The 21344-nt window shown below is 72.0% G+C and carries 17 protein-coding genes and 1 tRNA gene; 12 read left to right on the forward strand and 6 right to left on the reverse strand.

Features of this window, described 5'->3' with window-relative positions; genetic code table 11:
* Positions 1-15: 15 nt before the first annotated feature.
* Together AB0C17_RS17735 and hppD are read right to left on the reverse strand one after the other, a co-directional pair.
* Positions 16-705 (reverse strand): RDD family protein, encoded by a 690-nt coding sequence (locus tag AB0C17_RS17735; RefSeq protein WP_357385555.1) that lies wholly within the window; start codon positions 703-705, stop codon positions 16-18.
* 10 nt (positions 706-715) lie between these two features.
* Positions 716-1921 carry a 4-hydroxyphenylpyruvate dioxygenase gene (gene hppD, locus AB0C17_RS17740; protein WP_357385557.1) on the reverse strand — a complete coding sequence of 402 codons (1206 nt, stop codon included), beginning with the start codon at positions 1919-1921 and terminating at the stop codon, positions 716-718.
* Between the two features lie 140 nt (positions 1922-2061).
* Between hppD and AB0C17_RS17745 the strand changes: the two genes are divergently transcribed.
* The 6 genes from AB0C17_RS17745 (at position 2062) to AB0C17_RS17770 (ending at position 11187) form a co-directional block, all read left to right on the forward strand.
* On the forward strand, positions 2062-2550 hold the full coding sequence (locus AB0C17_RS17745; RefSeq protein ID WP_357385558.1) for an Lrp/AsnC family transcriptional regulator: 489 nt from the start codon (positions 2062-2064) through the stop codon (positions 2548-2550).
* 120 nt (positions 2551-2670) lie between these two features.
* Positions 2671-4107, forward strand: coding sequence for a PQQ-binding-like beta-propeller repeat protein (locus AB0C17_RS17750; protein WP_357385560.1), 1437 nt, complete (start codon positions 2671-2673; stop codon positions 4105-4107).
* Between the two features lie 76 nt (positions 4108-4183).
* Entirely contained in the window at positions 4184-5851 is a 1668-nt protein-coding gene (locus AB0C17_RS17755; protein WP_357479384.1) for a fumarate hydratase, read from the forward strand.
* Positions 5852-6109: 258 nt separating this feature from the next.
* On the forward strand, positions 6110-9079 hold the full coding sequence (locus tag AB0C17_RS17760) for a BTAD domain-containing putative transcriptional regulator (RefSeq protein ID WP_357479387.1): 2970 nt from the start codon (positions 6110-6112) through the stop codon (positions 9077-9079).
* A gap of 44 nt (positions 9080-9123) precedes the next feature.
* On the forward strand, positions 9124-10533 hold the full coding sequence (locus AB0C17_RS17765) for a class II fumarate hydratase (RefSeq protein WP_357479389.1): 1410 nt from the start codon (positions 9124-9126) through the stop codon (positions 10531-10533).
* 54 nt (positions 10534-10587) lie between these two features.
* Positions 10588-11187: a GNAT family N-acetyltransferase gene (locus AB0C17_RS17770; protein ID WP_357385568.1), complete on the forward strand. Its 600-nt coding sequence runs from the start codon at positions 10588-10590 to the stop codon at positions 11185-11187.
* Here the strand turns inward: AB0C17_RS17770 and AB0C17_RS17775 are convergent.
* Positions 11151-11699: a CGNR zinc finger domain-containing protein gene (locus tag AB0C17_RS17775; RefSeq protein ID WP_357479391.1), complete on the reverse strand. Its 549-nt coding sequence runs from the start codon at positions 11697-11699 to the stop codon at positions 11151-11153. The two genes, AB0C17_RS17770 and AB0C17_RS17775, sit on opposite strands and share 37 nt — an antisense overlap.
* A 72-nt stretch (positions 11700-11771) precedes the next feature.
* Between AB0C17_RS17775 and AB0C17_RS17780 the strand changes: the two genes are divergently transcribed.
* The 3 genes from AB0C17_RS17780 (at position 11772) to AB0C17_RS17790 (ending at position 15209) form a co-directional block, all read left to right on the forward strand.
* Positions 11772-12737, forward strand: coding sequence for a DMT family transporter (locus AB0C17_RS17780; protein ID WP_357479394.1), 966 nt, complete (start codon positions 11772-11774; stop codon positions 12735-12737).
* Positions 12734-13432 carry an HAD family hydrolase gene (locus AB0C17_RS17785; protein ID WP_357385574.1) on the forward strand — a complete coding sequence of 233 codons (699 nt, stop codon included), beginning with the start codon at positions 12734-12736 and terminating at the stop codon, positions 13430-13432. Before AB0C17_RS17780 ends, AB0C17_RS17785 begins: the two co-directional genes overlap by 4 nt.
* Before the next feature lie 88 nt (positions 13433-13520).
* The gene (locus tag AB0C17_RS17790) at positions 13521-15209 is read left to right on the forward strand and encodes a S8 family serine peptidase (protein WP_357385576.1); all 1689 of its coding nucleotides are present in this window, start codon (positions 13521-13523) and stop codon (positions 15207-15209) included.
* Between the two features lie 83 nt (positions 15210-15292).
* Here the strand turns inward: AB0C17_RS17790 and AB0C17_RS17795 are convergent, their stop codons facing one another.
* Together AB0C17_RS17795 and AB0C17_RS17800 are read right to left on the reverse strand one after the other, a co-directional pair.
* Positions 15293-16306: a hypothetical protein gene (locus tag AB0C17_RS17795; protein ID WP_357479397.1), complete on the reverse strand. Its 1014-nt coding sequence runs from the start codon at positions 16304-16306 to the stop codon at positions 15293-15295.
* 107 nt (positions 16307-16413) lie between these two features.
* Positions 16414-17061: a helix-turn-helix domain-containing protein gene (locus AB0C17_RS17800; RefSeq protein WP_047891141.1), complete on the reverse strand. Its 648-nt coding sequence runs from the start codon at positions 17059-17061 to the stop codon at positions 16414-16416.
* 63 nt (positions 17062-17124) lie between these two features.
* Between AB0C17_RS17800 and cysS the strand changes: the two genes are divergently transcribed.
* Together cysS and rlmB are read left to right on the forward strand one after the other, a co-directional pair.
* A complete protein-coding gene (cysS, locus tag AB0C17_RS17805) occupies positions 17125-18540 on the forward strand; it encodes a cysteine--tRNA ligase (protein WP_357479401.1) in 1416 nt (471 codons plus the stop codon).
* Entirely contained in the window at positions 18540-19655 is a 1116-nt protein-coding gene (gene rlmB / locus AB0C17_RS17810) for a 23S rRNA (guanosine(2251)-2'-O)-methyltransferase RlmB (RefSeq protein WP_357389931.1), read from the forward strand. The genes cysS and rlmB overlap by 1 nt, the downstream gene beginning before the upstream one ends.
* Positions 19656-19712: 57 nt before the next feature.
* Here rlmB and ugpC read toward each other — a convergent pair whose 3' ends face one another.
* The gene (gene ugpC / locus AB0C17_RS17815; protein ID WP_357389929.1) at positions 19713-20804 is read right to left on the reverse strand and encodes a sn-glycerol-3-phosphate ABC transporter ATP-binding protein UgpC; all 1092 of its coding nucleotides are present in this window, start codon (positions 20802-20804) and stop codon (positions 19713-19715) included.
* A 364-nt stretch (positions 20805-21168) separates the two neighbouring features.
* On the opposite strand from ugpC, the gene AB0C17_RS17820 reads away from it, so the two are divergent.
* Positions 21169-21245: transfer RNA gene (locus AB0C17_RS17820), tRNA-Thr, on the forward strand.
* Positions 21246-21344: the final 99 nt, after the last annotated feature.

The following is a 21344-nucleotide window of genomic DNA, read 5'->3' on the forward strand; positions in this document are numbered from 1 at the left end:
GCTCACTCCTCGCGCTCACTGGCCAACCTTAACGACGACCGTTCCGGCAAACTTGTCGTGTAGGCACTGCTGCCAGGGCTTGTCCCAGAGTTGCCACAAACCGTCGAGGTAGCTGAGGAACGGCACGAACATCCCACCGGCGAACTCGACGAGCCAGCGCTTGCCGAGCATGCCCCGGGTCAGTGGGGCGTCCGGCTGCATCGGCACGATCCGCAGCTTCATCACCTTCTTGCCGAGCGTCTGCCCGGTCCGGCGGGCGTACTCGACGTGGTAGACCCAGTAGAAGGCGAGCATCAGAAGCAGGATTCCGAACTCGGCGGCGAGCAGCGGCAGCAACACGTCCGTCCAGATGTCGGCCGGGTCCGGGCCGTTCGGGCCGGCCTGCTCGATCTGGTCGACCATCCAGAAGATGAGCAGGAGGAAGACCGGCATGAACAACACCAGCGTCACCGCCATGGCGACGGCGACGTCGATCAGGTAGGCCAGCAGCCGGTCGCCGAAGCCCGCCAGCGGCTGCCCGTTCGGCGCCACCGGAGGCGGGGCGGGCGCCGGGGCGTACCCGGGGGGCGGGTAGCCGGGCGGGCCGGCGTACCCCGGAGGAACGTGTTGTGCGGGCACCGCCGGTCCGCCGGGCGGCGCGAAGCCGCCGCCCGCGAATGGATGTCCGGCGGGCGGCGGCGTCGGGTTCGGAGGAGGCTGGGTCACGCGGACAGTGTTACAGGTTCCCGCGCTTCTCCTGCTCGCGCTCGATGGCCTCGAACAGGGCCTTGAAGTTGCCCTTGCCGAAACCGAGCGAGCCGTGCCGCTCGATCAGCTCGAAGAAGACGGTGGGGCGGTCCTGCACCGGCTTGGTGAAGATCTGGAGCAGGTAGCCGTCCTCGTCCCGGTCGACCAGGATCTTGCGGGACTGCAGCTCCTCGATCGGCACCCGGACGTTGCCGATACGGGCGCGCAGCTCCGGGTCCTCGTAGTACGAATCCGGCGTGTCCAGGAACTCGACACCCGCCGCGCGCATGGCGTCCACGCTGGCCAGGATGTCGTTGGTGGCCACCGCGATGTGCTGGGCGCCGGGGCCCTGGTAGAACTCCAGGTACTCGTCGATCTGCGACTTCTTGCGGGCCACGGCCGGCTCGTTGAGCGGGAACTTCACCTTGCGGGTGCCGTTGGCGACCACCTTGCTCATCAGCGCCGAGTAGTCGGTGGCGATGTCGTCGCCGATGAACTCCGCCATGTTCGAGAAGCCCATGACGCGCTTGTAGAACTCGACCCACTCGTCCATCCGGCCCAGCTCCACGTTGCCGACCACGTGGTCGACCGCCTGGAAGAACCGCTTCGGCTGGAGCCCGGCGTCGATCATCGGCTGCCGGTCCACGATCGGGCCGCGAGCGACGAAGCCGGGCAGGAACGGGCCGGTGTAGCGGGACCTGTCGACCAGGCTGTGCCGGGTGTCGCCGTACGCGGCGATGGAGGCCATCCGCACGGTGCCGTGCTCGTCGCTGACGTCGTGCGGCTCGACCACGCCGGTCGCGCCCTGCGCCAACGCGTGCGCGTACGCGGCGTCCACGTCCGGCACCTCCAGCGCGATGTCGCAGACGCCGTCGCTGTGCTTCGCCACGTGGTCGGCGCCGTCGGCGTCCGGGCGTACCGCGCCGGTCAGCACGAAGCGGGCCGAACCGCTGGTCAGCACGTACTGCGCGTGGTCCCGGTAGCCCTGCTCCGGACCCCGGTACGCGACGCAGGTCATGCCGAACGCGGTGGAGTAGTAGTGCGCCGCCTGCTTGGCGTTGCCCACCAGGAAGTGGACGTGGTCCATGCCCTTGACCGGGAACGGGTCGCGGGTGATGTCGTGGTCGACCGCGCCGACGAGAGCGTCGACGTCGACCTCCTCGGTCGACTGGGGTCGGTCGATCGCCTGGGTCATGGTGGCCTCCCTCGCGTACCGGCCGGCCTCGGGGGCCGCCGTGGATGTGCTCTTCCGGCGAGGATCTACGGGTCACGGTGAGTTGGGCAACAGTTAGCATTATTCCTGGTCAGGTTGTGCATTCGGTACCGTCGGACACCATGAACACTGGTCAGGATGTACAGCTCGACGACCTGGACGCGCGCTTGATCGAACTGCTGGCGGAGGAGCCGCGGATCGGTGTGCTGGAGTGCTCCCGCCGACTCGGCGTGGCCCGGGGCACGGTCCAGGCCCGGCTCGACAAGCTCGTCGGCCGGGGCGTGGTGACCGGGTTCGGGCCGGACATCACGCCCGCCGCCATCGGCTTCGGGGTGACCAGCTTCGTCACCCTGGAGATCAGCCAGCGACACGGCCACGACCAGGTCACCGCGCACCTGGCCGCCATCCCCGAGGTGCTGGAGGCGCACACCATCACCGGCTCCAGCGACATGCTCTGCCGGATCGTCGCCCGGTCGAACGCCGACCTCCAGCGGGTCATCGACCAGATCGTCGCCTCGGAGGGCATCCGGCGCGCGTCCACGATCATCGCGCTGGCCGAGCAGATCCCGTACCGCACGTTGCCGCTCGTCCGCTCCGCCGCCCGCGGGTAAGGAAGGGCCCCCTGTTAACGCATTCGGAGGTGGAAGGGCCCCCTATTAACACCTCACCCACCCAAGAAGCGCCGCGACACGCGCCGCACGCGGCCCGGGGGACAGGTGATCGTCGCTACCGTGTGCGGTGTGAAGGGCCTAGGCGTACGCGGCTGGTTGCTGCTCGGGCTCGTCACCGTGGTCGTCCTCGCCGCGACAGGCGTCTGGAACCCCTTCCCGGCACTGTGGGACTGGGTCGACCGCAGCAAGCCGATCTCCGAGCCGGATGTGGCCTGGCAGCAACGCGTCGGCGGCACGCCGCGCAGCGTCACCATCGCCGGCGACACCGTGATCGTGGAGCAGCGCACCCGCATCGAGGCGCGCAACCTCGCCGACGGCAGCCGGCTGTGGGAACGCAAGGCCGACTGGTCGGCGGTCGCGGGCGGCGACCGGGACCCGGTCGTCGCCGTGGGCCGGCTGCTCGACAAGGGGTACGAGGTGCTCGACCCGGTCAGCGGCGTGACCCGCCGCCGCGACGACCGCGCGATCGCCGTCTGGACGTACCGGAACCTGCTGCTGGACGCGTACTGCGTGCAGCCCACCGACTGCACGCTGCGTGCCTGGGAGCCGCGTGGCACCGTCCCGTTGTGGAGCGCGTTCCTGCCCGGCGTGCACAGCGGCGTGCTCGCCGACAACCCGGAACTGCTCGGTACCCGGCGACTGGGCGCCAACCGGATCGACGGCGGGGTGGCCGGGCCGGAGTCCGTCCCACCGCTGCTCGGCTTCCCGGTCGACGGGCGGGTGCACGTGGTGGACACCGCCACCGGCCGGGTGTTGCAGAACGTCCAGCCCGGCCGGGAGGAGCGGCTCGCCGTGGTCGGCGGCCGGCTGCTCCGGATCGCCGCCACCTCCCGGGACGGGGGTTGCTACTACGCGGTCACCGCTGTGGACCCGGCCAACGGTCAGCAGGTGTGGCGGCGTACCGGGCTCAACCTGCGCACCGCCGACTACGCCGGCTGCGTGCAGCGGGAGGATCCGCAGGGCGGGCGCAACGTACTCATCGGGGTGGCCCCGGACGGGCGCGAGGCGGTGCTCGACGGGTACGACGGACGCCTGCTCCAGGTCGGCGCGGACGGCGAGAAGCTGCTCGCCGTGGACGACCGCTACGCCGTGGTGCGCAGCGCCGACAAGGGCTCGCTGCTGGGCCGGGAGCTGTCCGCCGACCGGACCCGCTGGACCCGGCCGGCAGGCGGCAAGAGCGGCGCGGCACTCACCCCGTACGCGGCGGTGATCACCGAGGAGAAGCCGTCCCGGCTGATCGCTGTCGAGCCGCGCGGGGGCCGGGTGCTGGTCGAGCTGCGCACGTCGGCGAACGCGCTGGCGGTCGGCCCGAACGGCATGATCATCGGCGAGGGACGGGAGATCGGGTACGTTCGCTGGGGCGCCGGTACGGCAGCGGTGCCGGGACCGGAGCAGGACGGCGCACCGGTCGCGCCGGACCCGGACGGCAGCTGGCGCCCGCCGACCGGCCAGGGCAGTTGCGGGCCGAAACGGGAACTCTGCGCCGACGGCGGGTGACTGCCTGTGAGAGCGTCGTCCCACCACCCACCTGCGGGTGCCACCGATCGACGCCTCTGCCCTAGGCTTTTCGGTCATGAGCAGTGCCGCCGCATTCTCGTACGCACCCCTGCTGCCGACCGGCCCCGACGAGACCGAATACCGCCTGGTCACCGACGAGGGCGTGGACGTCGTCAACGGCCCGGGAGGCCGCCGGTTCCTGACCGTGGATCCGGGCGCGCTGACCGCGCTCACGGCGGAGGCGATGCACGACATCGCCCACTTCCTGCGCCCGGCGCACCTGGCCCAGCTCCGGTCGATCATCGACGATCCGGCGGCCTCGCCGAACGACCGCTTCGTCGCGCTCGACCTGCTGCGCAACGCGAACATCGCGGCCGGTGGCGTGCTGCCGATGTGCCAGGACACCGGCACCGCGATCGTGATGGGCAAGCGCGGCCGGCACGTGCTCACCGACGGCACCGACGCGGAGGCGATCTCGCGCGGCGTCTACCAGGCGTACACCCGGCTCAACCTGCGTTACTCGCAGCTCGCCCCGCTGACCATGTGGGACGAGCGGAACACCGGCAGCAACCTGCCCGCCCAGGTCGAGCTGTACGCCGAGGACCCGGACGGCCACCCCGACGCGTACAAGTTCCTGTTCATGGCCAAGGGCGGCGGCTCGGCCAACAAGTCCTACCTCTACCAGGAGACCAAGGCGCTGCTGAACCCGACGCGGATGATGCAGTTCCTGGAGGAGAAGCTGCGGCTCATCGGCACCGCCGCCTGCCCGCCCTACCACCTGGCCATCGTCATCGGCGGCACCTCCGCCGAGTACGCGCTGAAGACCGCGAAGTACGCCTCCGCGAAATACCTGGACGCGCTGCCCACTCAGGGCTCGATGAGCGCGCACGGCTTCCGTGACCTGGAGCTGGAGGCCGAGGTGCTGGAGCTGACCCGCAACTTCGGCATCGGCGCGCAGTTCGGCGGGCGCTACTTCTGCCACGACGTACGGGTGGTGCGGCTGCCCCGGCACGGCGCCTCCTGCCCGGTCGCGATCGCGGTGTCCTGCTCGGCCGACCGGCAGGCGGTGGCGAAGATCACCCCGTCGGGCGTCTGGCTGGAGCGGCTGGAGACCGACCCGGCGCGCTACCTGCCCGACGTGACCGACGAGACGCTGGAGACCGAGGAGGTCGTCCGCGTCGACCTGAACCGGCCGATGGACGAGATCCGGGCCGAGCTGTCGAAGTACCCGGTGAAGACCCGGCTGTCCCTGACCGGCCCGCTCGTCGTGGCCCGGGACATCGCGCACGCGAAGATCGCCGAGCGGCTGGACGCGGGCGAGCCGATGCCGCAATACCTGCGTGACCACGCGGTCTACTACGCCGGCCCGGCGAAGACCCCCGAGGGCTACGCCTCCGGCTCGTTCGGTCCCACCACCGCGGGCCGGATGGACGCGTACGTGGAGAAGTTCCAGGCGGCCGGCGGCTCGATGGTGATGCTCGCGAAGGGCAACCGGTCCGCCCAGGTCACCCGCTCCTGCCAGTCTCACGGTGGCTTCTACCTCGGCTCGATCGGTGGCCCGGCCGCCCGCCTGGCGCAGGACTGCATCAAGCACGTCGAGGTGCTGGAGTACGCCGAGCTGGGCATGGAGGCGGTCTGGAAGATCGAGGTGGAGGACTTCCCCGCCTTCATCGTCGTCGACGACAAGGGCAACGACTTCTTCGCCGAGGTGACCAAGCCGGTGCTCACCGTCGGGCGGCGCTGAGTTCAGACGTGCGCGAGGGGCGCCCGGGACGACCCGGGCGCCCCTCGGCGTGTTTGTCGCGCATCGACATCGGTGCGCCTGCCCGGCCGTGTGGCCGGACAGGCGCACCGCCCCCGTCGGATGCCGTAACCGACAACCCGCGGAAAGTCTGGGCCAGGCCGCTGCCGAACCGCTATCGAATCGCTATCGCCTCCTGGAAGCACCTGGTGATCGTCGGGCTACTCTGCTGAATGTTGCTCATGACAGGCGGGAGCGCGGATGCGGTTCGGGATCCTGGGGCCCCTGCGGGTCGGTGGCGGTGAAGCCACGGTCACCGCGGGACGGGATCGGACCGTGCTCGCCGTGTTGTTGCTCTGTCCCGGACGGGTGGTGCCGGTAGACGATCTGGTCGACGCCGTCTGGGAGGAGCGCCCACCAGCCACCGCGCGTACCCAGCTCCAGAGCTGCGTGTCGCGCCTGCGGCAGCGGTTCGCGCGGCTCGGACTGCCGGCCGGGACCATCGTCACCGACCCGGCCGGCTACACCATCCGCGTCGAGGCGGGCGACCTCGACGCCGAGGTGTTCGCGAGCAGTGTGGAGACAGGCCGCCGGAACGCCGCCGCCGGCCGGCTGACCGAGGCACGTCAGCACTACCGCGCCGCTCTGGCGCTGTGGCGTGGCCCGGCGCTGGCCGGCATCACCGCCCGCAACGTGCGGCAACGGGCCCGGGCGCTGGACGAGCAGCGGCTCGCCGTGCTGGAGGACTGCGTCGACATCGAGCTGCGGCTGCGCATGGCGGCCGACCTGATCGACGAGCTGACCGAGGCGGTCGAGCGCAACCCGCTGCGGGAACGACTGCGCGGGCAGTCGATGCTGGCCCTCTCGGCGGTCGGTCGCCACGCGGACGCGCTCGCCGTCTACCGGGAGGGGCGGCGGATCTACGCCGAGGAGCTGGGCATCGAACCCGGCGCGGCGTTGCAGGAGCTGCACCAGCGGATCCTCGCCGGCGACCTGGCGTTGAGCGGTTCGGAGACCCGGGCGACCGCACCGGTACGCGCGCTGCCGCGCGCGATCAGCGACTTCACCGGGCGGCAGCAGACGGTGGCCCGGCTGGTGCGGGAGATCGAGGAGGGCAGCCGGGTCCAGCTCGTCGACGGCATGGCGGGTAGCGGCAAGAGCGCGCTCGCCGTGCAGGTGGCGACCGCTGTCGCCGGCCGGTTCCCCGACGCGCAGCTCTTCGTCGACCTGTACGGGCACAGCGAACGCAGCCCGCTGAGCACCGCCTCGGCGGCGGCCGCCCTGCTCCGGCAGCTCGGCGTGCCGGCCGAGCGGGTGCCGGCCGAGCTGGCGGACCGGCTGGCGATGTGGCGGTCGGAGCTGGCCGGCCGGCGGGCCGTGGTGGTGCTCGACAACGCCGCCGGCGCGGACCAGGTGGCGCCGTTGCTGCCGAACGGCCCGGACTGCCTCGTGCTGATCACCAGCAGACGTCGCCTGGTCGGCCTGGACTCGGGCCGCCCGTCCTCTCTTCCGGTGCTCGACGCTGACGAGGCGGTCGAGCTGCTGGCCCGGGTGGCCGGCGCGGAGCGGGTGGCCGCCGAGCCCGAGGCGGCGGCGGAGGTGGCCCGCCGCTGCGGGCACCTTCCGCTGGCCCTGCGGCTGGCCGGGGCCCGGCTCGCGCACCGGCCGCGCTGGCGGGTGGCGGACCTGGCGCAGCGGCTGGCCGGCGCGTCCGAGCCGCTGGCCGAGCTGGTGGTCGGGGAGCGCTCGGTGGCCCGCGCCTTCGCGCTGTCGTACGAGCAGGTGTCACCGGGCGCGCAACGGGTCTTCCGGCTGCTCGGGCTGCACCCGGGCGTCACCGCCGACAACCGGGTGGCGGCGGTGCTGGCGGAGCTGTCGGTGCCGGAGGCCCAGGATGCCCTCGACGAACTCGTCGACGCGCACCTCGTCGACGAGGCGGAGCCGGGCCGCTACCGGCTGCACGATCTGATCCGGGAGTACGCGCGCATGCTCGTCGCGCAACGCGAGACCGTTGAGGAGCGAAGTGCGGCGACGGTACGGCTCGTCGACTTTCACCTGCACGTCGCCGCGGCGTTGGGGAAGCCGATCGATTCGGTCGGACGCCCGTCGCTGCCCGAGCCGGTTCGATCCGACCTGGTGGCCGGCACCGTCGCCCTCGGCCGCCCGTGGCTGGAGGAGAATCGGCCGGCGTTGACGGCCCTGGTCCGGTTGGCCGAACAGGAGGGTTTCCTGCAGCAGAGCTGGCAGCTCGCCCGGGTGGGCTGGCCGATAAATTTCTACGGCGGCCACCTCGACGATCTGGTGGAGACGCACCAGATCGGTCTGCGTGCCGCGGAGCGCCTGGGCGACGACGAAGCAGTGGCCACGATGCTCAACTATCTGGCTTCGGCGGACTACCGCCGGGCGAGGTTCGCAGAGGCCATCCGGCGGATGGAGGCGGCGGTCGGCATCTACCGGCGGCTCGGCCGCCGGGACGACCTGGTCAAGGCGCTCGGTAACCTCGGCACGGCGTACGGGGTCGACGGACAGCCCCAGCGGGCCATCAAGGTGTTCGAGTCGCTGCTGGTGCCCGCTCGCCGGATGCCGGACCCGACCTCGTTCTTGAGCTGGTTGAACAACCTGGCGTTCACGCTTATCGAGATCGGCCGCTACGACGAGGCGGTGCGGATGTGCCGCGATCAGATGGCCGTGGCCCGGCAGGCCGGCGATCTGCGGCAGGTAGGTAACGCCATCGGCCACCTCGGGATGGCGCGGCACCGAAGGGGCGAGCGCGGCCCCGCGCTTCGGCTCCTGTGTGCCGGCGTAAGGCTCAAGCGCCAGGTGGGCAACCGCTACGGCGAGGGTGAGCTGCTCAACGAGCTGGGCACGATGGAGCGCGAGGAGGGCCGGCCGGAACTGGCCGCCGAGCTGCACTGGGAAGCGCTCGTGGCCATGACCGACGCCGGGGATCTGGTCGGGCAGTGTGCCACCAGGAACCTGCTGGCCCGGGCGATCCTCGATCAGGGCGACGTCGCCAGCGCGCTGGACCTGCACCGACGGGTGCTCTCCGACGCCGCTCGGCTCGGCGCACGCTACGAGCAGGCTCGTGCGCTCGACGGCATGGCCCGCTGCCTGAGGTACACCGACGCCGAGCGGGCTCGCCGTTACGCAGGGCGGGCGCTGGCACTGTTCCGTCGGGTCGAGTCGCCGGACCAGCGGGAGACGGAGAGGCTGCTGGCCGAGCTGGGCTGAGGGGCGCGCCACTTTCCCTGCACACCGCCTGGCGGCGCGGCAGGATGGTATGCGTGACGACTCCTGAGGCGACCGGCTACCGGATCGAACGCGACTCGATGGGCGAGGTGGAGGTGCCCGCCGACGCGCTGTGGCGGGCGCAGACCCAGCGCGCGGTGCAGAACTTCCCGATCTCCGGGCGCGGGCTGGAGCCGGCCCAGATCAAGGCACTGGCCCAGATCAAGGGCGCGGCAGCCCTGGTCAACGGTGAGCTGGGCGTGATCGACGCGGACGTGGCGCAGGCGATCGCCACCGCCGCCGCGCACGTGGCCGAGGGCGGCTACGACGACCAGTTCCCGGTGGACGTCTTCCAGACCGGGTCCGGCACCTCGTCCAACATGAACACGAACGAGGTGATCGCCACGCTGGCGAGCCGCGAGCTGGGCCGGGACGTGCACCCGAACGACCACGTCAACGCGTCGCAGTCCAGCAACGACGTGTTCCCCACCTCGATCCACCTGGCCGCCACCCAGTTCGTGGTGGAGGATCTGATCCCCTCGCTGAAGCAGCTCGCGGACGCGCTGGAGGAGAAGGCGGCCGAGTTCGAGACGGTGGTCAAGGCCGGGCGTACCCACCTGATGGACGCCACGCCGGTCACGCTCGGGCAGGAGTTCGGCGGTTACGCCGCGCAGGTGCGTTACGGCGTGGAGCGGCTGGAGTCGGCGCTGCCCCGGCTGGCCGAGCTGCCGCTGGGCGGCACCGCCGTCGGCACCGGCATCAACACGCCGCTGGGCTTCGCCGACCGGGTGATCGGCAAGCTGCGGGAGTCGACAGGGCTGCCGCTGACCGAGGCGCGCAACCACTTCGAGGCGCAGGGCGCCCGGGACGCGCTGGTGGAGACGTCCGGCCAGCTCCGTACCATCGCGGTCGGCCTCTACAAGATCGCCAACGACGTGCGCTGGATGGGCTCCGGCCCGCGTGCCGGGCTGCGCGAGCTGCGCATCCCGGACCTCCAGCCGGGATCGTCGATCATGCCGGGCAAGGTGAACCCGGTGGTCGCCGAGGCGATGCGGCAGGTCTGCGCCCAGGTGGTCGGCAACGACGCGGCGGTGGCGTTCGCCGGGTCGCAGGGCGACTTCGAGCTGAACGTGATGCTCCCGGTGATGGGCCGCAACCTGCTGGAGTCGATCAAGCTGATCGCCGCGTCCAGCCGGCTGTTCGCCGAGCGGCTGGTGGCCGGCCTGGTCGCGGACGCCGAGGTCTGCCTGGCGTACGCGGAGGGCTCGCCGTCGATCGTCACCCCGCTCAACCGCCATCTCGGCTACGACGAGGCCGCCTCGATCGCCAAGGAGGCGCTGGCCAAGCAGGTGTCCATCCGCGAGGTGGTGATCTCCCGGGGGCACGTCGACTCGGGCACGCTCACCGAGACCCAGTTGGACGAGGCACTGGACCTGCTGCGGATGACCCACCCCTGAGCCGGTGCCGGTAATTGCCTCGACCGGCCACAGTGAGCGCGGCATGATCCGACCGTGCGTGACGACGGCGACGTGTTGCTGGAGACCGCGCGGCTGACGCTGCGCCGGTTCACGATGGACGACGTGGACCGGCTGGTGGCGCTGGACGCCGACCCGGAGGTCATGCGCTTCCTGACCGGTGGCGCGCCGACGCCGGCCGGGACGTTCCGGGACGAGGTGCTGCCCCGGGTGCTCGCCGGGTACGACCGGCATCCCGGGCTCGGCCGCTGGGCGGCGCTGGACCGGTTCAGCGGCGAGTTCCTCGGCTGGTTCGCGCTCGACCCGTCCGAGGACGGCACCGAGGCGGAGCTGGGCTACCGGCTGCGCCGCGCGGCGTGGGGACACGGGCTTGCGACCGAGGGCGCACGGGCGCTGGTGCGGCACGCGTTCGACACGGTGGGCGTCCGCCGGGTGTGGGCCGAGACGATGACGATCAACGACCGCTCCCGCGCGGTGATGGCCCGCGCCGGGCTGCGCTACGTCCGCACCTTCCACCTGACCTTCGACGACCCGATTCCGGGTACGGAGCACGGCGAGGTGGAGTACGAGCTGCGCCGCGACGACTGGCCCGCGACGCGTCAGGAGTGGGACGCGGCGGCCTTGCGGGCCCGGTAGGCGCTGACCGCGGCCCGGTTGCCGCAGCCGGCGTCGCAGAACCGGCGGGACCGGTTCCGGGACAGGTCGACGAGCACGTTGTCACAGTCGGGGTGGTCGCAGTGCCGCAGCCGGCTCAGTTCGCCCGCCCGGACCAGGTCGGCCATCGCCATCGCGGCCTCGACCGCCATCCGGGTCGCCAGCGGCGCGTCCCGTGGCACCGCGTGCAGGTGGTACGGCTCGTCGTCGTGCCGGACGAGTTGCGGCAGCGCCTGCGACTCGCGCAGCAGTCCGTTGACGATCGCCACCACCTCGTCGGTGTCGGCGTACCAGATGCGGCGCAGCGGGGGCCGCAGCGCGCGGACCTGGCGCAGTTCGGCGTCGGTGTGCTCGTGCCGGCCGCTCCACCCGTGGGTGGTGAAGAAGGCGTCCAGGGCGGCCACGTCGGGCAGCCCTTCCCGGTCGCCGTCGGCGGTGTTCACCAGTGCCGCGGCGCTGACCAGCGCACATTCGGTGTCATGAGCGAAAAGCAACTTGACTCCTGTCGGAGGCTACGCCTAGCGTCATCAGCATAACCTCCATTCACTCATGACCAGGAGTTGCCGATGCGTGAACGGTCCAGCGTCGGGCTCGGCCTGGCACTGCTCTCCGCGATCACGTTCGCCACGTCGGGCACTTTCGCCCGCCCACTGATCACCGGGGGGTGGTCGGCGGTAGCTGTGGTGATCGCCCGGGTCGGCATCGCCGCGCTGGTGCTCGCCGTCCCCGCCGTGCTGGCGCTGCGCGGCAGGTGGGCGGTGCTGCGCCGCAACGCGTTCAGCGTGGTGCTGTTCGGGTTGCTCGGCGTGGCCACGGCGCAGGCGTGCTTCTTCAACGCGGTCCGCTACCTTCCGGTCGGTGTGGCGCTCCTGCTGGAATACCTCGGCATCGTGCTCGTGGTCGGATGGATGTGGCTGGCCCACGGGCAGCGACCCCGGCTGCTGACAGTGGCCGGCTCCGTCACCGCCCTGTGTGGACTGGTCCTCGTCCTCGACCTCACCGGTGCCGGGCGACTCGACCCGGTGGGCGTGCTCTGGGGGCTCGGTGCGGGCGTCGGGCTGGCCGGATACTTCGTCATCGCCGGCCGGACCGACGCGCGTCTGCCCTCGGTGGTGATGGCCAGCGGTGGCATGGCGGTCGGCGCGCTGGCGTTGCTCCTGCTCGGCGGCATCGGCGCGCTGCCGCTCACCGCCGGCACCGCCGACGTCACCTTCGGCGGGCACCGGGTGAGCTGGCTGGTGCCGGTCGCCGGGCTGTCGCTCATCGCCGCGGTGGTCGCGTACCTCGCCGGTGTCGCCAGCACCCGGCTGCTCGGAGCGCGGCTGTCCTCCTTCGTGGGGCTGACCGAGGTGATGTTCGCGGTGCTGATCGCCTGGCTGGTGCTCGACGAACTGCCCGGCCTGATCCAGCTGGCCGGCGGCGTGCTCATCCTCGGCGGCGTCGCCCTGGTCCGGGCAGACGAACTGCGGGGCGCGCCACAACCGGTGCCGACGCCGGCGGCGGCCGAACCGGTGCCGGCCGGTGACCGGTGAGCGGGCCACGCGGCGCCGTCGTCTTCGACGCCGACGAGACCCTCGTCGACCTGCGCCCGGCGGTCACCGGCGCCCTCGTCGCCGTACTCGAGGAGATGCGGCGGCGGACCCCGGCGGCGGCCGCCGTGGCGCTCGCGGACCTGGAGGAGGACTGGGGTGCGGTCTTCGGCGCGCTCAGCGCCGCCCCGGTGCAGGAGATCCGGCGGGCCGCGCTGGTCCGTTCGCTGGCCCGGGCCGGGCTGGAGGCGGACCTGGACGAGTTCGCGGCGTTGTTCTTCGCCCGCCGGTACGCGCTGAGCCGCCCCTTCCCGGACGTGCTGCCCGCGCTGGCGGCGTTGCGCCCGCACCACGTGCTGGGCTTCGCCACGAACGGCAACAGTCGTGCCGAACGCTGCGGCCTCGACGGGCAGTTCGCGTTCGAGCTGTACGCGCACGAGGGCGGTCTGCCCAAGAAGCCCGCCGCTGAGTTCTTCGGCGCGGTGGTGGCGGCGTCCGGGCTGCCGGCGTCCCGGATCGTCCACGTCGGTGACTCGCCGGAGCACGACGTGGTGGCCGCGCAGCGGGCCGGGCTGCGTGCGATCTGGCTCAACCGGGCCGGACTGCCCCGTCCACGGGGCCTCGAACCCGACGCCGAGGTGGCCACGCTCGCCGACCTGTCCGAGGTGCTTATCGCCTTGACGAACGCGAATGCCTAGTTGCCGCCGATAACGGACGTCGATCTGGCGGAACGCGCTCCCGTGATGTGGGATGACACCACGTCCCTCAACGAGAGGATCTGATGTGGTGAGCAAGCGCTTCACCGTCGGCGCGGTCGCGGCTGCGGCCTCGCTGGCACTCACGGTGACCGGCCTGAGCATTCCGGCGAGCGCCGCGCCGTCGGACACCCGGACCTTCACCGTGCTGGCCGAGAGCGGCGTCTCCACCGACGCCGCGATCGCCGCGATCGCCGCCGCCGGTGGCAAGGTCGTCGCCCGCACCGACGACGTCGGCCTCTTCCAGGTCACCAGCGACCGGGCGGACTTCGCCAGCCGGGCCAACGCGGCCGGCGCGCTGGTCGGCGCCGCCGAGGAGAAGGCGATCGGCCGCAAGCCGAAGCTGGACCGGGTCGAGCAGGAGCACCTGCTGGCCGCCGCGGCGACGAAGGGCAAGGTCGCCAAGGGCAAGAACAAGAAGATGGACCCGCTCGACGACAAGCTCTGGGGTCTGGACATGATCCGGGCCGACAAGGCCCGCAAGATCGAGCCGGGCGACCGCCGGGTCACCGTCGGCATCCTGGACACCGGCGTCGACGCCAGCCAGCCCGACCTGGCACCGAACTTCAACTGGGCGCTGTCGCGCAACTTCGCCCCGGACATCCCCGAGGTCGACGGGCCGTGCGAGGTGGCGAGCTGCCTCGACCCGGTCGGCACCGACGACGGCGGGCACGGCACGCACGTGGCCGGCACCATCGGCGCCGCAGCCAACGGCTTCGGCCTGTCCGGCGTGGCCCCGAACGTCTCCCTTGTGGAGCTGAAGGGCGGCCAGGACAGCGGGTACTTCTTCCTCAACCCGGTGGTGAACGCCCTGGTGCACGCGGGCCGCTCCGGGCTGGACGTGGTGAACATGTCCTTCTACGTCGACCCGTGGCTCTACAACTGCACCGCCAACCCGGCCGACTCGCCGGAGGCGCAGGCCGAGCAGCGCACCGTCATCGAGGCGATGAAGCGGGCGCTGAACTTCGCGCACCGCAAGGGCGTCACGCTGGTCGGCTCGCTCGGCAACAACCACGAGGACCTGGGCGCGCCGCGTACCGACGTGAGCAGCCCGGACTACGGCGCCGACCCGTACCCGCGCCCGATCGACAACGCGACCTGCTGGGACCTGCCGGTCGAGGGCCCGCACGTGATCGGCGTGTCGGCGGTCGGCCCGTCCGGCAAGAAGTCTGACTACTCGAACTACGGCACCGAGCAGATCTCGGTGGCGGCGCCGGGTGGCTGGTTCCGGGACGGCTTCGGCACCGACACGTACCGCACCGACGCCAACATGATCCTCTCCACGTACCCGAAGAAGGTGCTCCAGGAGGAGGGGTCGGTCGACGAGAACGGCAACATCGTCGCCGGCTTCGAGGAATCGGTGTTCAAGCAGTGCACCGCCAAGGGTGAGTGTGGCTACTACACCTACCTGCAGGGCACCTCGATGGCGTCCCCGCACGTCTCGGGTGTGGCCGCGCTGATCGTCAGCAAGCACGGCAAGAAAGAGGGCCGCAACGGCTACGGCATGGCGCCGAACCTGGTCGAGCAGCACCTCTACCGGACGGCGGCCGAGCACGCCTGCCCGGAGCCGCGTCTGCAGTCCTACACCAACGAGGGCCGGGACGCCGAGTTCGACGCGTACTGCGCGGGCTCGCTGAACTTCAACGGCTTCTACGGCTACGGCATCGTCGACGCCTACGCCGCGGTGAAGACCCCGGTCAAGCCGAACGTCCGACCGTAACGACCGTTTCCCCGAAGTGGCGGTGTCCGGAGTTCCCGGACGCCGCCACTTCGGCGTTCCGGCTTCCTTCCGGACGGCGGGCGTCACGGCCGCCATCCCCGGGCCACCAGTGCGGCGCGGATCTCCCGGACCAGGGCGGGGAACTCCTTGCGCAGGCGGCGGCCGGTCACGTGCAACACCAGCCAGCCGGCTTCGACAAGCTGGTTGAGCCGCCTCCGGTCGAGGTGCGTGCGGTCCGCGTCGGCGCGCCACTGACCGTCGTACTCGACGGCGACCCGGAACCCCGGCCAGGCCAGATCGGAGTGCAGGATCAGGCCGGTCGACACGCGCACCGGATGCTGGGCCACCGGGCGCGGCAGGCCGGCGAGGACAAGGCGTACCCGCAGGTGGGACTCGGGCGGTGACTGGGCCAGCCCGTCGGTCAGGCCGAACACCCACGCCGCCCGCCGCCCACCGGGGCGACAGGCGTTCCGGGCCGCCTCGCCCGCCAGTGCCGAGCGGCTGACCGAACCGGTACGCAACAGCCCGTCGATGATGCCGACCGCCTTCACCGGATCGGCCCAGACCGCTGTCTCCCAGGCACAGGCGACCGGCTCGGTACGCGGCGGCGGGCCGTCCAGGATCATCACCGCACCGGGGGACGACTCTGCGAAGGGGTTCGATGCGGCGGGCGACCCCGTGCCGACGAATGGGCTCGTTCGTGCGGGTGCCGCGCCGCCGACCGGGACCAGGAGGCCGCTGCGTGTGCTCGACATCGGGGCGTGGTGCACCCGGACACCCGGCTGGGAGTCGGCCCGGACCGTGGCCGGCAGCAGGACGTGCACGTCGTCGGTGAGGCCGGCGGCGTGCTCGACCCCGTGCAGGTAGGCCGCCGAAGGGCCGGCGACCACCGCGCCCGGCGGCATGCGCAGCAGCGCGGCGCGGCAGGCCAGCGCGTGGTCGCGGTCGAGCCGCGCGTCGGCGTACACGTCCTGCCGGAGCCGGATCCAGGACGCGCCCCGCAGGTGGTGCCGGGACAGCAGCCCGCGCCGGATCGCTTCCGAGCCCCGGAAGACCTGCCAGGCCAGCTCCGGCGGTCGATGAGGTTGAGGTGGCATGGGACGAGCGTGGCGGCGCACGGGTGGAGATCGATACCCCTGTGGACAGCCGCAGCCGTGCCGCCCTTCGCGCCCTGTGGACAACCCCCGAGCGGCCCGCCGATGTGCTAGGAGAGCGCTGCGGCTACCGCCTCGGCGGCGGCCGTGACCTGGGCGCCGACGTCCGCCACGTCGAGCGGGGTCAGCGACACCACCCCCACGCTGCCCTCCAGACCCGGCACGCCGAGCACCGGGGCGGCCACTCCGTACGCGCCGGACTGCAGCTCGCCGCTGGTGCTCACCGGCCCCGGATCGCCGGCCCGCCCGGCCAGCACCGCCCGGCCCGCCGCGCCCCGCTCCAGCGGGTGCCGGGTGCCGGTCCGGTACGCCACGTGGAAGGACGTCCAGCTCGGCTCGACCACCGCCAGCGCGACCCCCTCGCCGCCCTCGACCACTGTCAGGTGGGCGGTCGCCCCGGTGCCCTCGGCGAGGCGGCGCAGCGCGGGCAACGCCCCCTCGGCCAGCAGGGGCTGGGCGCGGCGGGCCAGGTGCAGCACGCCCACGCCGATGCGCAGCCGGCCCTCGCCGTCGCGCCGGAGCATGCCGTGGCCGGTCAGCGCGCCGACCAGCCGGTAGACGGCCGCCCGGCCGATGCCCAGCCGGTGCGCCGCCTCGGTGACTGTCAGCCCGCCCGGCGCGTCCGCGACCAGGTGCAGCAGCCGCAGACCCCGGTCCAGGGTCTGTGCGGTCTCTCCCGTGCGTGCCGCCGTGTCCACAGCACGCAGCGTACGACCCGGCTCCGGCCAACCCGGAAATGTGCGGACGGCTACCCTTGTGAGGTGACGCTACGCCTGTATGACACCGCCACCCGATCGGTGCGGGACTTCGTCCCGCGGGAAGCCGGCAAGGTGGGGGTCTACCTGTGTGGTCTCACGCTCCAGGCCCCGCCCCACATCGGCCACCTTCGCTCCGGCGTCAACTACGACGTGCTGCGCCGCTGGCTGCTCAGCAAGGGCTTCGAGGTCACGTTCATCCGCAACCTGACCGACATCGACGACAAGGTCCTGGCCAAGGCGATGGAGCAGGACCGGCCGTTCTGGTCGATCGCGTACGCCAACGAGCAGATCCTCACCGCCTCCTACCGGGCGCTCAACGTGCTCCCGCCGACGTACGAGCCGCGCGCCACCGGGCACATCCCGGAGATGCACGAGCTGATCGTCCGGCTGATCGAGACCGGCCACGCCTACCCGGCCACCGACGGCTCCGGCGACGTCTACTTCGACGTGGCCTCCTGGCCCGCGTACGGCTCGCTGTCCGGCCAGTCCCCGGCGGACATGCAGCCCGCCGGCGACGCCCCCGACCGGGGCAAGCGGGATCCGCGTGACTTCGCGCTCTGGAAGGGCGCCAAGCCGGGCGAGCCGGCCGACGCCTACTGGCCGTCGCCGTGGGGGCGCGGGCGCCCCGGCTGGCACATCGAGTGCTCGGCCATGTGCTGGCGCTACCTGGGCCCCGAGTTCGACATCCACGGCGGCGGGCTCGACCTGACGTTCCCGCACCACGAGAACGAGATCGCCCAGTCGCAGGCCGCCGACCTGCCGTTCGCCCGCTACTGGGTGCACCACGGCCTGCTCGGCATCGGCGGCACCAAGATGGGCAAGTCGCTCGGCAACACGCTCGACCTCGACTACGTGGCCTCGCTCGGGGTCCGCCCGGTGGAGCTGCGCTACTACTACGTCGCCGCGCACTACCGCTCCCGCATCGACTACTCCGAGGACGCGCTGCGCGAGGCCGCCGTGGCGTACCGGCGGATCGAGGGCTTCGTGCAGCGGGCGGCCGAGCGGGTCGGCACGGGCCAGCCCGGCGGCCTGCCGGACGCCTTCGTGGCCGCGATGGACGACGACCTCAACACGTCGGCGGCGCTGGCGGCGCTGCACGAGGTGGTTCGTGACGGCAACACCGCGCTCACCGCCGGGGACGATGTGACCGTCCGCACGGCGCTCGCCGCCACCCGGGCGATGCTGGATATCCTCGGCGTCGACCCCCTGGACCCGGCCTGGACCGGTGGCGGCCGCGCGGACGACCTGCGCGGCGTGGTGGACTCCCTGATCGCGCTGGCCCTGGAGCAGCGCGCGCAGGCCCGCGGCCGCAAGGACTGGGCCGCCGCCGACGCCGTACGCGACCAGCTCAAGCAGGCCGGCGTGGTCGTCGAGGACACCCCCCAGGGCCCGCGTTGGACTATTGGAGAGCAGGACTGATGGCCGGCAACTCGCAGCGCCGTGGCCGGCGACTGACGCCGAAGGCGGGCGCCCCCAAGGGCACCGGTGGCAAGAACAAGGACTCCCTCGCCGGGCGGGGCCGCACGCTGCCCGCCGACGAGCGGCCCTGGCACAAGGCGTACTCGGGCACCGAGAAGCTGCCCCAGCGCACCGCCTGGAAGCAGGACAAGGAGCGCCGCACCGCCGCCGAGGAGGGGCGTGCGCCCAAGATCGGCCAGCCCGGCACCAAGGACACCACCTGGGGCAAGGGCAGCCGGGCCGGTGTGCCGCTCAAGGGCGGCAAGGGCAAGCCCGCCGGCCGGGGCGGCCCCCGGGTCGCGCCGGGCCGCAAGGCCAACCCGGCGAAGGACAGCCCCGAGCTGCTGGTCGGGCGCAACCCGGTGCTGGAGTCGTTGCGCACCCAGGTGCCCGCGACCGCGCTCTACACCGCGCAGGGCATCGACATGGACGACCGGGTCAAGGAGATCGTCCGCACCGCCGCCGACCGGGGCATCGCGATCCTGGAGGTCAGCCGCGCCGAGCTGGACCGGATGACCGGCGGGGTGCTGCACCAGGGCGTCGGCCTCCAGGTGCCGCCGTTCGCCTACGAGCCGTTCGACGACCTGGTCGCGGCGGCGCTGGAGCAGGCCGCTCCGCTGCTCGTCGCGCTGGACGGCGTCACCGACCCGCGTAACCTCGGCGCGGTCATCCGCTCGGCCGCCGCGTTCGGCGCGCAGGGTGTCTTCGTACCCGAACGGCGTGCCGCCGGGATCACCGCGACCGCCTGGCGGACCAGCGCCGGCGCGGCCGCGCGCGTGCCGGTGGCCCAGGTCACCAACCTGACCCGGTCGCTCAAGGCGTGCAAGGAGGCCGGCTTCGTCGTGGTCGGCCTGGACGCCGACGGGCAGACCGACCTGTACGACCTGGAGGCCGCCGTCGGCCCGCTCGTCGTGGTGGTCGGCTCGGAGGGCCGAGGGCTGTCCCGCCTGGTCGGGGAGACCTGCGACCTGACCGTCAGCATCCCGATGGTCTCCGAGGTGGAGTCGCTAAACGCCAGCGTCGCCGCCGCGGTCACGCTCGCCGAGGTCGCCCGCCGCCGGTCCGTCGAGGCCTGACCCGAGAGCAACGAAAAGGGGCGGTCCGCCGTGGCGGGCCGCCCCTTTTCGTGTACGTCAGATCCGCTGGCCGGTGGCGGCGTGGAAGACGTGGCTGCGGCCGGTACGCGGCTTGACGAACACGGTGTCGCCCATGTTCGGCATGCTGCGCCGGTCGGTGCGGACCACGAACCGCTCGTTGTGGCCCTCCAGCGCGGCGTGGCCGTAGATGTTCGCGTCCGAGCCCAGGTCCTCGACCAGCTCGACCACGACCGGCATGCCGCCCTCGGACGGGCTGACGAGGTCGCAGTCCTCCGGCCGGAAGCCGACGGTGACCTTGCCGTCGCCGCCCTCGGCGTTGGCCGCCTGGACCTGCTCGCGGGTCAGCGGCACGATCATCTCGGCGAACGCGCCGCCCTGTTCGGTCAGCTTCACCGTCTTGATGTTCATGGCGGGGGAGCCCATGAAGCCGGCGACGAAGACGTTGGCCGGGGTGTCGTAGAGCGCCCGCGGGGTGTCCACCTGCTGGAGCACGCCGTCCAGCATGACCGCCACCCGGTGACCCATGGTCATGGCCTCGACCTGGTCGTGGGTGACGTAGACGGTGGTGACGCCCAGCTTCGCCTGGAGCGAGGCGATCTGGGTACGGGTCTGCACACGCAGCTTGGCGTCGAGGTTCGACAGCGGCTCGTCCATGAGGAAGACCTGCGGCTCGCGGACGATCGCGCGGCCCATGGCGACACGCTGGCGCTGACCGCCGGAGAGCGCCTTCGGCTTGCGGCTGAGGAACTCCTCCAGCTGGAGCAGCCCGGCCGCCTCCTTGACCCGCCGGTCGATCTCCGCCTTCGAGGTCTTGCGCAGCTTGAGGGCGAACGCCATGTTCTCGTACACCGTCATGTGCGGGTAGAGGGCGTAGTTCTGGAAGACCATCGCGATGTCGCGGGCCTTCGGCGGGAGGTGGGTGACGTCCCGGTCGTCGATGTAGATCGCGCCGTCGTCGACGTCCTCCAGGCCGGCGAGCATCCGGAGGCTGGTGGACTTGCCGCAGCCGGACGGGCCGACCAGGACGAGGAACTCCCCGTCACCGATCTGGAGGTCGAGCTGGTTGACGGCGGGGCGCTCGGTGCCCGGATAGATCCGGGACGCCTTCGAGTAGGTGACCGTAGCCATGATGGAGCGCTTCCTTTCACCGGCAGGAACGTGCCGGACGATCCGAGTGAAGGAGCGACCGGCGCCCAAGGCGCCGGCCAACGGGGTCGTCGCTCAGGCAGCCGAGGCCGGCCGGAGTGTCGTCCGTGTCACTGCACGGTAAACGGCTTTCGCGATCGTGCCAAGACGTGGCGCGACGGATGGGACGGACGGCATACGCATAACGGGCACAGGGGCACGGCGAGGCATCAATCTCCCCGTCTGGGAGCGCGGCCGGGTGATGATCCATCGTCATCCCGGTCGGGATACCGACGTTTTCCGTGCTCGGGACCCCTGCGAGGCGGGATTTCCGGGGCTCAGTCGCTATGCTGACCCCTACGCACGCGCCCCTGTAGCTCAGCTGGCCAGAGCACTCGCCTTGTAAGCGAGATGTCGCCGGTTCGATCCCGGCCGGGGGCTCCAATTCCACAAGGCAATTCGCGGCGGCAGTCGCTGCGATCCGGCCAGTGACAGCGGCGGGCTCATGAGAGCCCGCAGGCGATCCGGCTGACCTGGAGCAGA

Source organism: Micromonospora sp. NPDC048887, from assembly GCF_040649715.1.
Lineage (GTDB): Bacteria > Actinomycetota > Actinomycetes > Mycobacteriales > Micromonosporaceae > Micromonospora.